This is a genomic window from Oerskovia sp. PE-21s, assembly GCF_056158145.1.
The window spans coordinates 79,098-91,537 of record NZ_JBUXJM010000009.1 but is presented as its reverse complement, the minus strand read 5'-3'; the positions used below and the strand labels follow the sequence as shown (position 1 = coordinate 91,537).

The 12,440-nt window shown below is 74.9% G+C and carries 10 protein-coding genes; 2 read left to right on the top strand and 8 right to left on the bottom strand.

Annotated features, from left to right (window positions below; genetic code table 11):
• The first annotated feature begins 143 nt into the window (after nt 1-143).
• Both ACZDYF_RS16575 and ACZDYF_RS16570 read left to right on the top strand, forming a co-directional pair.
• Nucleotides 144-689 carry a YbhB/YbcL family Raf kinase inhibitor-like protein gene (locus ACZDYF_RS16575; RefSeq protein ID WP_475059772.1) on the top strand — a complete coding sequence of 182 codons (546 nt, stop codon included), beginning with the start codon at nt 144-146 and terminating at the stop codon, nt 687-689.
• Entirely contained in the window at nt 686-1,279 is a 594-nt protein-coding gene (locus ACZDYF_RS16570) for a YbaK/EbsC family protein (RefSeq protein ID WP_475059768.1), read from the top strand. Before ACZDYF_RS16575 ends, ACZDYF_RS16570 begins: the two co-directional genes overlap by 4 nt.
• A 42-nt stretch (nt 1,280-1,321) precedes the next feature.
• Here the strand turns inward: ACZDYF_RS16570 and ACZDYF_RS16565 are convergent, their stop codons facing one another.
• The 8 genes from ACZDYF_RS16565 to aspS all read right to left on the bottom strand — a co-directional run bounded on the left by ACZDYF_RS16565 (nt 1,322) and on the right by aspS (nt 12,435).
• The gene (locus ACZDYF_RS16565) at nt 1,322-2,272 is read right to left on the bottom strand and encodes a siderophore-interacting protein (RefSeq protein ID WP_475060014.1); all 951 of its coding nucleotides are present in this window, start codon (nt 2,270-2,272) and stop codon (nt 1,322-1,324) included.
• A gap of 117 nt (nt 2,273-2,389) precedes the next feature.
• Entirely contained in the window at nt 2,390-4,552 is a 2,163-nt protein-coding gene (locus tag ACZDYF_RS16560) for an iron ABC transporter permease (RefSeq protein WP_475059764.1), read from the bottom strand.
• Entirely contained in the window at nt 4,549-5,538 is a 990-nt protein-coding gene (locus ACZDYF_RS16555; protein ID WP_475059756.1) for an ABC transporter substrate-binding protein, read from the bottom strand. The genes ACZDYF_RS16560 and ACZDYF_RS16555 overlap by 4 nt, the downstream gene beginning before the upstream one ends.
• A gap of 101 nt (nt 5,539-5,639) precedes the next feature.
• Complete coding sequence (locus ACZDYF_RS16550) at nt 5,640-6,506, bottom strand: ABC transporter ATP-binding protein (RefSeq protein WP_475059749.1); 867 nt, start codon at nt 6,504-6,506, stop codon at nt 5,640-5,642.
• Nucleotides 6,507-6,606: 100 nt separating this feature from the next.
• Nucleotides 6,607-7,476, bottom strand: a complete 870-nt coding sequence (locus tag ACZDYF_RS16545) for a universal stress protein (RefSeq protein ID WP_475059743.1) — start codon at nt 7,474-7,476, stop codon at nt 6,607-6,609.
• Nucleotides 7,477-7,584: 108 nt separating this feature from the next.
• Nucleotides 7,585-10,191: an ABC transporter permease gene (locus tag ACZDYF_RS16540; protein WP_475059737.1), complete on the bottom strand. Its 2,607-nt coding sequence runs from the start codon at nt 10,189-10,191 to the stop codon at nt 7,585-7,587.
• Nucleotides 10,188-10,976: an ABC transporter ATP-binding protein gene (locus ACZDYF_RS16535; RefSeq protein ID WP_475059730.1), complete on the bottom strand. Its 789-nt coding sequence runs from the start codon at nt 10,974-10,976 to the stop codon at nt 10,188-10,190. Before ACZDYF_RS16535 ends, ACZDYF_RS16540 begins: the two co-directional genes overlap by 4 nt.
• 121 nt (nt 10,977-11,097) lie before the next feature.
• Nucleotides 11,098-12,435, bottom strand: coding sequence for an aspartate--tRNA(Asn) ligase (gene aspS / locus ACZDYF_RS16530; protein WP_475059723.1), 1,338 nt, complete (start codon nt 12,433-12,435; stop codon nt 11,098-11,100).
• Nucleotides 12,436-12,440 lie beyond the last annotated feature (5 nt).

The following is a 12,440-nucleotide window of genomic DNA, read 5'->3' as shown; positions in this document are numbered from 1 at the left end:
GAGGTCCCCGGCGAACCGGCGAGGCTGCCGCTCGTCGACCGCTCACCAGCAGAGCGGACCACCTTGCCGCATCTCACCCGTGCCGACGCCCCCACCCTCGTCACACCTGGCCTCCACCCCACGTCACCGGGCACGATGGACCGATGAACCTCGCCGACCGTCCGATCGCCCCCGACCCCTACTCGCTGCTGCCGCGGGTGCCGCTCTTCACGGTGACGAGCGACGACGTCGTGCAGGGTGAGCCCATGGCCCGCACCCACGCGGCCGAGGGCGACAACCGCTCGCCCGAGCTCGCGTGGAACCACTTCCCCGCAGCCACGCGCTCGTTCCTGGTCAACTGCTTCGACCCCGACGCGCCGACCCCGGCGGGGTACTGGCACTGGACCGTCGTCAACCTGCCCGTCTCCACCGTGACCCTCGCGCAGGGCGCAGGCTCCCCCGGTGGCGGCTACCTCCCGCAGGGCGCGTTCCAGACCCGGCACGACGGCGGAGGCCCCGGGTACCTGGGCGCCGCACCGCCGCCCGGGGACCGCCCGCACCGATACGTCTTCGCGGTGCACGCGCTCGACGTCGAGCGGCTCGACGTGACCCCCGCTACGCCCCCGACGGCCGTCGCGATCGCCGCGCTGTTCCACACGATCGCGCGCGCGACCATCACGCCGACCTACCAGATCCTGGTCACCGCATGAGTCACGGCACGAGCGGACCCGCGACGTTCCCGACCCTGGGCGACCTCGCCTGGGTCCCGGCCACGGACAGGCTCGACCTGCTCGCACCGCCCGTCGCGCAGGCCCTCGCCCGCTGGGCCGCGCTGGACCCGGGCGTCGCGCAGCAGGTCGCGGTCGTGGAGATCGACCCCGACCTCGCGGACACCGCGACGCTCAACGCGGCGCACGACCTGCCCCCGGAAGCCTCGGCGAACTGCGTCCTCGTCGCCGGACGACGCGGGGGCGACGAACGCCTCGCGGCAGCGGTCGTGCGCGCCACGACCCGCGCCGACGTGAACTCGCGCGTGCGGTCGCTGCTCGACGTGCGCAAGGCGTCGTTCCTGCCCACGGACCGGGCCGTCGCCGAGTCCGGCATGGAGTACGGCGGGATCACCCCGATCGGGCTCCCGGACGGCTGGCGCGTCCTGCTCGACGCGCGCGTCGCGACCGACGGCGAGCCCGCGCTCGTCGGGAGCGGGCTGCGCCGGTCCAAGCTGCTGCTGCCGGGCGCGCTGCTCGCACGGCTGCCCGGGATCGAGCTGGTCGACGGGCTGGGCGTGCCGGTGGGGTGAGCGCGACGGGTCGTCGACCCTCCCGGCGCGGTCTCGCGGCCGTCAGCCCTCGGCGCGGCCCTCACGCCAGTAGCCCATGAAAGCGACCGAGCGGCGGTCGACGCCGCGCTCCGACACGAGGTAGCGGCGCAGGGTCTTGATGACCGACGCCTCCCCCGCGAGCCAGGCGTAGAGCTCGGCGCACGCGACGAGCGGCGTGCCGTCCTCGTCCACAGGGACCTCCCAGAGGATGTCCGTGTCGATGTCGACGTCCTCGAGCTCGGCCGCCCCGGCGAGCCCGCCCTGGCGCTGGACGAGCCCGCGGGCCGCGCACGTGAGCGAGTGCGTCGCGCCGCAGACGTTGCGCTCGAGCAGGCGGTCGGCGGCCTCGCGGACCGCGGGGACCAGCAGGTCCCCGTGGGCGCGCCCCTCACGGGCGAGCCACGTGACGTCGACGCCCGCCGGAGCCGTCACGGGCAGGACGTCGCCCTCGTACGGGACCTCGAGGAAGACCTCGCCGACCTCGTCGGCGGGCAGGGAGCCCAGGATCGAGGCGATCGCGGGGACGGCGGTCTCGTCGCCTGCGAGGAGCAGCGCGTGGCTGCGGACGGGACGGGAGAACTCGACGCCGCCGTGCGCGCCCGTCCACAGGCCGTTGGGGCCGAGCAGCACGATCTCGCTGCCGGGGCGCGCGGCGAGCGCCCACCGGGACGCGGGCCCCGCGTCGCCGTGCAGGACGAGGTCGATGTCGACCTCGGAGGCCTCGGGGCGCACGGCCCGCACGGTGTAGGTGCGCAGCGGGTTGCGGCGCTCCTCGGGCTGCGCGCGCCACGCCGCGTACCACTCGCCCGTGCGGACGAGGTGCTCGTAGCCGCCGTCGGGCGCGGGGAAGACGAGCTTGATGCGCTGGTCGAGGCCGTTGTCGGCAAACTCGTGGAGGTCGTGGCCCGTGAAGGTCACGCGCAGGAAGCTCGGCGAGAGCTGCTCGACCCGTCGCACCTGCACGTCGAACATGCGGAACGGGGAGATCTCCTGCGCGGTCACGACACTGGTCTGAGTCACGTAGGCGAGCCTAACCAAACATCGGGGCCGGGTGAACCCCTGAAGCCGAACGTGTGGTCGGGATCACTCTCACGCCTCGCGGCCGCGGCTGCGCCACAGGAGCCACACGAAGTAGGGCGCGCCGATGAGCGCGGTCGTCAGGCCCGCGGGGATCTGGGCCGGCGCGATGACCGTCCGCCCCACGGTGTCGGCGAGGCTCACCAGGACGGCCCCGAGCAGCATCGCGACCGGGATCACCCGGCCGTTGCGCGAACCGACGAGGGCACGCGCGGCGTGCGGGGCGACGAGCCCCACGAAGCCCACGACCCCGACCGCGCACACCGCGGCGGCCGTCAGGACCGCACTAGCCCCCAGGAGCAGCAGGCGCGTGCGGTCCAGGCGCAGGCCCAGGACGCGCGGGGTGTCCTCGTCGAGAGCCAGGACGTCCATCTCGCGCCGGTGGAGCACCGCGACGGGCACGACCACGAGCAGCGCCAGGACGACGGGGACCAGGTGGTCGAAGGTCCGTCCGTACGTGGACCCCGACAACCAGGTGAGCGCGACGTTGAGGTTCCAGGGCGCGACGACCACGATCACGAGCGTCGTCAGAGCCGTGGCGCCCGTGTTCATGCCGATGCCGATGAGCACGAGCCGGTCCGAGCTCAGCCCGCCCCGGTACGCGAGGCGATAGACGATCGCGAACGTGCCCAGCGCGCCGACGACGGCGGCGAGGGACATGCCCATGATGCCGACGCCAGGAACCAGCAGCACGACCCCGACGGCGCCCAGCCCCGCGCCCGCCGTCACGCCGAGCAGGCCGGGCTCGGCCAGCGGATTGCGGCACACGGCCTGCACGACCGTCCCGGCCAGGCCCAGCGCAGCACCCGCGAGGATCGCGGCGAGCACGCGCGGGACGCGCTGGTCGAGCACGAAGCTCACCTGCTTGCCCGCCCGGTCGGCGGCCCAGTTGAGGACGTCGCCCGTGAGCAGCAGCCTGTCGCCCAGCAGGAGGGCGGCGACCGTGGCCGCGACCAGGAGCGCGCCGAGGACGGTCACCACGACCAGGGCACGGCGGGCGCCGCGCGGCCGGACGTGCGCGGCGCGGGTCCCGGCGGCGGGACCGGAGTCCTTGAGCCGGCGCGCGAGCCACACGAGCACCACGGCACCGAACACGGTCGTGATGACGCCCGTCGGGACGGCCACGCCGTAGGTGCCGGGCAGGACGAGGCGCAGCAGGACGTCGGCGCCGAGGACCACGATCATGCCCGCGATCCCCGCCAGCGGGATGAGCACGCGGTGCCGGTTGAGCCCGGGGACCTTGCGGGCCACGAGGCGCACGACCACGGGGGCGCACAGGCCGACGAAGCCGACCGGGCCCGCGACCGTGACGGCCGTGGCGGAGAGCAGCACCGCGAGCAGGATGGTCACGACGCGCGTCGCGCGCACGTCGATCCCGAGGACCGTCGCGGTGTCGTCGCCGAGCGCCAGCAGGTCCAGGCGGTGGGCCACGAGGAGCAGCCCGCCGAGGCCGACGACCACGAGCGGGGCCGCGAGCACGACCTGCGACGTGCCGGACTGGACGATCGAGCCGCTCCCCCACGCGAACAGCCCCATGGTCTCCTGCTGGAACAGCACGAGCAGCACGGTCGTCAGGGAGTGCAGCGCGAGCGTGATGGCCGAGCCCGCGAGGATGAGCCGGGTCGGCCCGGCGGCACCGCCGCGGGCCAGGACGAGCACGAGGCCCGAGGCCGCGAGCCCGCCGACGAGCGCGAGCGTCCCCGAGAGGTAGAACGGCAGGGTCACGCCGATCACGGCCGCCCCCACGACCGCGACGTACGCGCCCGCGTTGACCGCGAGCGTGTCGGGCGAGGCGAGCGGGTTGCGCGCCACGGACTGCAGCGCGGCGCCCGCCGCGCCCAGCGAGACGCCCACGAGGAGGCCCGCGAGCAGGCGCGGAAGGCGCGAGGCGAGCAGCACGGCCGCGGCGGTCCGGTCGGCGTCGGCGTCGCCGCCGGTCACGAGGCGCAGCAGGTCGCCGAGCCCGACGTCGGCCGTCCCCTGCGTGAGGTGGACCGCGGCCAGCACCAGGACTGCGAGGATCCCGACGACGAACGCCGAGGCGACCGTCAGACGGAACCGGAGGCGCGAGCGCCCCGGGGGGACGGCCGGGACCGGCGGGGCGAGGAGACCGGTGGTGTCGTCCGGGACCTCGTGCCGGGCCGTCGAGAGTCCCCCCGGGGCGCTCGTGCTCACTGGGTCAGAGCCGCGACGAGCGCGTCGACGTAGGCGTTCGCGGACGCGGGCCCGCCGAACATCCAGATGCCGTCGGGGATGCGGTGCACGTCACCGGCCACGACGAACGGGAGCTGCTCCCAGATCGCGTTGCCCGCCAGGCCCTCGGCGAACGGGTCGGCCTCGGAGTCGCTCGCGGCGTAGACGAACTGGACGTCGCTCAGCGCCGTCAGGCCCTCGACGTCGGTCTGTGCGAGCCCGTAGTCGGGGTCGCCCTCGCCGGTCCACGCGTTCGCCAGGCCGAGCTCGGCGCCGACCGCGCCGAGGAACGAGCCGGGCGTGTACATGCGCACCGAGACGGTGCCGTTGTTGACCCAGCCGTCGGCCATGACGTACGAGGCGCCCGCGACGCCGGCCTCCTCGAGGGCCTTCTTGCCCTCGGCGACCTTCGCGTCGAACCCTTCGAGCAGCTCGATGCCCTTGTCCTCGGTGCCCGTGGCGGTCGCGAGGGTCTCGACCGTCTGGCGCATGTACCCGATCGGGTCGGTGCCGTCGGAGCCGCGCAGCGTCACGACGGGCGCGATGTCCGCGAGCTGGTCGATCACGTTGTCGGGGGTGTCCGTGGTGACGGCGATGAGCTCGGGCTCGAGAGCGGAGATGGCGTCGAGGCTGGGCTCGCCACGCATCCCGACGTCGGGCGTCGACGCGTCGAGCGCGACCGAGGTGTCCCACGTGTTGTAGCCCTCGACGTCGGCCTGGCCCACGACGTCCACGCCGAGCGCCAGCAGGTTCTCGGTCAGGCCCCACTCGAGCGAGACGACCTCGGTCGCGGGGGCGTCGAGCGTCTGCTCACCGCGCTCGTCGGTGAAGGTGACGGGGCCCGCGTCGGCGGCGGGGGCCTTGGACGCGCCGCCGGCGTCCGCCTCCTCCGTGGTGCCGCACGCGGTGAGGGAGAGCGCTGTCACGAGCAGGACGGCGGGCAGGCCGGTCCGGAGGGTCTTTCGCATGGGGGTCCTGTGTCCTTGAGGGTGCTGCCCGCGCCGGGAGGCGGGGCTCGGTGGGCTGCCGCGCCGGGGTGCGCGGCAGCACGGAGGGCAGGCTCGGCGCGTCAGGGGACGGCGACGAGCCTGCGGGTCGTGTGCCGCCCGACGGGCGCGGTCTGCACCGTGCCGGTCAGCGGGTCGTGCGTGACCTCGATGCGGATGCCGTAGGTCTCGCTGAGAGCGTCGGCGGTCAGGACGTCGGCGGCCTCGCCCGCGGCACGGACGACGCCGCGCTGGAGCAGGACGACGTGGTCCGCGACCGCGGCCGCCTGGTTGAGGTCGTGCAGCACGACGCCCACGGCCACGCCGTGGTCGTCCGCGAGGTCGCGCATGAGGTCGAGGATCTCGACCTGGTAGCGCAGGTCCAGGTAGGTCGTGGGCTCGTCGAGCAGCAGCACGCCCGTGTCCTGGGCCAGGCAGGTCGCGAGCCACACACGCTGGAGCTCGCCGCCCGACAGCTCGTCGACGCCGCGACCCGCCATGGCCGCCACGCCCGTGACGTCCATGGCCCACGCGATCGCGCGGGCGCCGTCGGGGTCCGTGGACCGGAAGCGCGCCCGGTGCGGGTGGCGCCCGTACCCGACGACGTCGCGCACGCTCACGCCGTTGGGCGTGGGGCGGCTCTGCGAGAGCAGGGTGACGCGGCGTGCGAAGTCCTTGGGGTGCAGCGCGAGCGCGTCGGGGACGTCGGGCAGGCTCACGGTCCCCTCGACGGGCTTGTGGAGCCGGGCGAGCGAGCGCAGGAGCGTCGACTTGCCGCTCCCGTTGGGACCGATGAGCGCGGTGACCTGTCCGGGGAGCAGGCGCAGGGAGGCGTCGTGCACGACGGCGGTCCCGTCGTACCCGAGGCTCAGCCCGGTTCCGGCGAGGGCCGGGCGGGCGGCGTCCTGGGTGGCCGTGGCGTCGTCGGCTCCCGATAAGGTGTGGCTCACAGAGGTGAGCCTAACCAAACATCCCGACCGGGTGAAAGCCCAGGACCCGCATCAGCACCGAAGATGTGGTCGGGATCACGTCTCCGACCGGGAACGAGGTTCAGCGCACGATCGTCACGGGGCAGTGCGCCTCACGCACGAGCGAGTGGCTCACCGAACCCAGGACGAGCGCCGCGAACCCGCCCCGCCCGCGCGACCCGACGACCAGGCGCTCGGCCCCCTCCGAGGCCCTGACCAGCGCGGGAGCCGGCTGCGCCTCCACGGTCGAGCCCTCGACCTCCAGGGCCGGGTAGTCCTCGTGCACCTGGGCGAGCGCGGCCGCGAGCAGTCGCTCGGCCCCGTTCTCGGCGCGCTCGCGCGGGAACTCCGCGGCCATGTAGCTCTCGAGGTGCGCCGAGGCGCGCGTCCACCACGCGACCACGACCCGCAGCGACGCACCGCGCGAGGCCGCGACCTCGGCCGCGTGGTCGAGCGCACCGGACGCGTGCGTCGAGCCGTCGACCCCCACGACCACGGGCAGGTTCACGTCCCGCAGCGCCTCGACGTCCCCGTGGACCACGACGACCGGGCAGTGCGCGTGCGCGGCGACCGCGAGCGCCACCGAGCCGCCGAGCTCGCCGCGGACCCTCCCGTGGTCCCCCGACCCGACGACCACGATCGAGGCGTCGAGCGACGTCCCGACGAGCGTCGCGGCCGGGGTCGTGTACTCCACGGTCGCCTCGACCTCGACGTCGGGCTCGACCTCGACCGCCTGGACCCGGCCCCGTTCGGCGAGCGCTCGCGCCCCGGCCTGCGCGTTCTCGCCTCCCCCCGGCAACGAGGGTTCGAGGTGGGTGTCGTGCGCGTCTCGGGCGAAGACGACCTCCAGACGGGCGCCACGCCGTCGGGCCTCGCGCGCGGCCCAGCGCACTGCGGAGGTCGCGGAGGGCGACCCGTCATAGCCGACCACGACCGGTCCGACGGTGGACATACGTCCATGGTCACCCCGTCGGCGGCCCGGCGCGAGGGCGGGGCGCCGCCCGGTGCGTGGTTCGGCTGCGACGCGCCGGGCGTGTCGCAGCCGAACCACGCACTCACGTCACTCCCGCAGCCCGATGCTCTCGACCGGTCGCGCCCGCAGCGCGGCACGGGTCGGCAGCAGCATCGAGAGGTACCCGACGGCGCCCGCGCCCGCGACCGTCGCGAGGTACGCGACCGGGGAGAGCGCTGGCACCGCCCGCTGCCCCTCGCTCAGCCCGAGGCTCACGCCGGCCAGCGGAGGCAGCAGGATCACCGTCGCGACCAGCACGGCGATGCCGACCACCACGCCCGCCTCGACCCGCATCATCCGCAGGACCTGACGGTCCCGCGTCCCGACCAGGCGCAGCAGCGCGATCTCGCGCCGCCGGTCGACGGTCGACATGACCAGGGCGTTCGCGACGTTCAGGGCGACGTACCCGAACAGCACGACGAGCAGGATCATCGAGGTCCACGTGTTGGCCTCGAGCGCCGCCTTCTCGGCGGCGACCAGCGAGGCCCGGTCGGCGAGCACGACGCCCGGGTACGGGGCGGTCGCCCGGCCGAGGTCCTCCGCGAGCGCCTCGACGTCGGTCTCCTCCTCGGCCACCACGAGCAGCGAGCCGTCCAGCCGGTCCCCCGACGCGGGCAGGACCAGGTCCCGCGGGAGCAGGGCGTCACCGAAGCCCATGCCGCGCCCGTAGATCGCGACGACGGCGGCGTCGACCCGCGTGCCGTCCGCGAGATGGAGCTCGACGGTGTCCCCGAGCCCGGCCCGTGCCTTGCTCGCTCCCGTGACGCTGAGGGCGACCGACTCGCCGTGCAGGTCGTCGGTCGAGCCCTCGCGCACGTCCAGGTCGATCGCGGCGGCCAGGTCCGCCGGGTCGACGCCCTGGACGGTCAGGGCCTCGGCCGTGAGCGTGCCGTCCGACTCGGCGAAGCGTACGAGGGCCTGGCTCCGCACGGTCGGGGTCACCGAGGCGACGCCCGCGACGCCCGCGACCTGCCCCGCGAGGTCGGGCGAGAGGCCCGTACCGCTGCTCGCGAGCACGAGGTCCGCGCGGAGCCCGTCGGCCACCTGACGCTCGGTCTCGGCCACCTGCGCGGCCCCGAGCGAGACCTGCACGACCGTCATGGTGATCGCGAGCACGAGCGGCACGACGGCCCCCGCGAGCCGTCGCGAGCTCGCTCGGGTGTTGCGGCCCGCGAGGTAGGTGCTCGCGTGCGGGCTGCGCCGCAGGAACGGCTCGACCAGCAGCACGAGGGCGTGCACGATCCGCGGCCCCAGGAGCGCGACGGCGATCACGAGCACCACGCCGGAGAGCGCGGCCCCCGCGAGCGCGTCCTCGCCCGCGACGAACGCGGGCAGCATCGACAGGAACACCCCGCCGACGACGAGGACCCCGCCGACCACCGTGCGCGTGACGCCCAGCCGCGGGGTCTGCACCGCGGCCTCGCCCAGCGCCTCGACGGGCTTCACCGTGATCGCCCGCCGGGCCGACATCCTCCCGGCGAGCCACGCGACACCCACGGTGAGCACCACGGCGACCACGACCGGCAGCGGTCCCACCGCGACCGGGTAGTCCGCCGAGACGACCCCCGCCCGGACGAACAGGCCGTGCAGCACGCCGACCGCGGCGATGCCCAGGAGAGCCCCCGGGACCGCGGCCGTCGTGGACAGCACGAGCATCTCGGCAGAGATCATCCGCCGGACCTGGCGCGGGGTCGCACCCACCGCGCGGAGCAGCGCGAGCTCGCGGCGCCGCTGCTGCACCACGAGTCCCAGGGCGCTGGCGACGACGAACACGACGACGACGAGCATGATCCCGCCGAAGCTGCCGGCGATCGCGACCAGCGTGGTCGCCGAGCCCGAGGCGTCGGCGAACTCGACCGAGCCGCGGGCGTCGCCCGTGCGCACGGTCAGCCCGGTGCGCTCGCGCACGTCCGCGGCGAGCGCCCGGACGTCCGTCCCGTCCGCGGCCAGGATCCCGACGGCGTCGATCTCCCCTCGGGTGTCTGCCGCACCGGGTCGCCCGGGCGCACCCGGGCCCCCTGCGGCGAGGTCCGCGACCTGCTCGTCGGTGAAGAACGCCACGCCCTGCCGCAGCGCACCGGTCCCCTCGGGCGGGGAGACGATCCCGGTCACCCGGTACTCCCCCGGCGTCGACCCCACGGCCAGGGTGACGTCGTCGCCCACGCCCACGGCGAGCCGCGCGGCCAGTGCGTCGTCGAGCGCGACCTGGCCCGGCGCCGTCGGGCCGTCGCCCTGCGCGAGGACGAACGGCCCGAGCGTCGCCGAGGACCACCCGTGGGCCACGGGCGGGCGCCCGTCGACGGCACCGGCCAGGTCGCCCGACGGCCCGACGGCGCCGAGGCGCACCTCGACGTCGCCCACCGCGCGCCCGACACCGGGGATCGCGGCGAGCTCGTCGACCGCCGACGCGGGCAGGCGGACGCGGCCGCCGAAGGGCTCGTCGTAGTCCACGTCGACCGCGAGCGACTGCTTCGCGGTCACGACCAGGTCGGCGCCCGCGTAGCGCTCAGGACCGATGCCCTGCCGGATGCCCGACTCCATGAGCAGCCCGCACGCCGCGACGAGCATCGCGCTCAGGAACAGCGCGACGAACGGACCGACGAAGCTCTTGCGGCGCGCGCGCAGCGTGCTCAGCGCGAGGGCCAGCACGCTCACCACTCCCCGAGGTGCGTCATGCGGTCGGCGACCTGCTCGGGGGTCGGGCGGACGAGGTCGCCCGCGACCTGCCCGTCGGCCAGGAACACGACACGGTCCGCGAACGAGGCCGCGACCGGGTCGTGCGTGACCATGAAGACGCTCTGGCCGAGCGTGTCGACCAGGAACCGCAGCAGCTCGAGCACGTGCTTGCTCGTGCGCGTGTCGAGGGCCCCGGTCGGCTCGTCCGCGACCACGACGTCGGGGCGCGTCACGAGCGCCCGCGCGATCGCCACGCGCTGCTGCTGACCGCCCGAGAGCTCGCTCGGACGGTGGTCGAGGCGGTCCTCGATCCCGACGCGGGCCGCGATCTCGCGCAACCACGCCGGGTCGGCCCGCTCGCCCGCGAGCCGCAGCGGCAGCCCGACGTTCTCCGCGACCGTCAACGACCCCAGGAGGTTGTAGGCCTGGAAGACGAACCCGATGCGCCCCCGGCGCAGGGCCGTGAGCTCGTCCTCGGTCAGCGTGGACAGGTCCACGCCGCCCAGGTGGACCGAGCCGCCCGTCGGTCGGTCGAGACCCGCGGCACAGTGCAGCAACGTGCTCTTGCCCGAGCCCGACGGCCCCATCACGGCCGTGAAGCTGCCCCTCGGGAGCGCCAGGGACACGCCCCGCAGGGCGTGCACCGACCGCTTGCCCGCGGCGTACGTCTTGGTGATCCCTGCGACCTGCAGGGCGTACGGCGAGACCGCCGGGGCATCCCTCGTGGATGCCTCGGCGGTCCGCCTGGTCGTGGTCGTCCTCAACTCGAAACCCCCGTCGTGGCGTGAGCCTCGAACGTAACGAGCGGGGGACGAACCGGACCATCCGGCCCGTCCCCCGAACGGGGTGGGGTTGTCCCCCGTACCGGACGGGGGCGCCCCTGCGCTAGGGCGCGAGGCGGTGCAGGTCGCGCGGGAAGAGCGCGACCTCGCGGACGTTCGCCGCGCCCGTCAGGCGCGCGGTCCAGCGTTCGAGGCCGATCGCGAAGCCGCCGTGCGGCGGCATCCCGTGCTCGAACGCCTCGAGGTACGTCGCGTACCCGGCCGGGTCCTCACCACGGGCCGTGATCGCCGCGACGTAGTCCGCGTACCGGTGCAGGCGCTGACCGCCCGTGACGAGCTCGACCCCACGGAAGAGCAGGTCGAAGCTGTTGCTCCACCGCGCGTCGCCCGGCTGCGGGTGTGTGTAGAAGGGACGCTTCGCCATCGGGTAGCCCTCGACCGCGAGGAGGTCGCTGCCGTGCTCGGCGAGCGCCCACCGCCCCAGCGCACGCTCGTGCTCGGGCGCCAGGTCGGGCTCGTCGTCGGGGGCCCCGACGAGGGCCAGGGCCTCGGCGAAGTGGATCACGGGGATCTCGTCGGGCGCGACCGGCACCCCGAAGCTGTACGCGGCGACCGCCCGCCCGGCGTGCTGGTGGACGGCGGAAGCCATGCCGGCCAGGACGTCGCGCAGGACGGCCAGCACGTCGCGGTGGTCGCGGACGAAGCCGAGCTCGACGTCGAGCGAGACGTACTCGGCGAGGTGACGCACGGTGTCGTGCGGCTCGGCCCGGAAGACCGGCCCCACCTCGTACACGCGCTCGAAGACCCCGACGAGCTGCTGCTTGAAGAACTGCGGGCTCTGCGCCAGGAAGGCCGGGTGACCGAAGTAGTCGAGAGCGAACACCTCGGCCCCCGACTCGGTCGCGGTCCCGACGATCTTGGGCGACTGCACCTCGGTGAAGCCCTGCGCGTCGAGGGCCTCACGGAACCCGCGCAACGACGCGGCCGCGACCTCCCACCGCGCGCGCTGCGCGGGGTGCCGCCAGGCGACCGCGGCATGGTCGAGCATCGTGGAGAGTCCCACGTCGAGCGACGGGCGCCACAGCTCGACGGGCGGGGTCACGGCCGGGTCGGTGAGCGGCACGACGGTCGGCGAGGTCACCTCGACCCCGCCCGGAGCCTGGGCGTTCGCCGTCGTCAGGCCCGTGACCTCGACCACGGTCTCCTCGGGCGGCACGACCTGCCCGTCGCCCACGCGCACCACGACCTGCGCCAGCCCTGACCGGTCGCGCAGCACGAGGAAGGTCACGGTCGCGAGGGCGCGGCGCCGATGCACCCAGCCACGGAGCGTGACGGACGTGCCGGGTGGGAGGGCGGGCAGGTCGGCGGCGAGGGTCCGGTGCGCCGCGGACGGTGCGGCCGGGGTCGGTGTCGGGGGGACGGGTGGGGTCGGTGGTCTCATGGTTC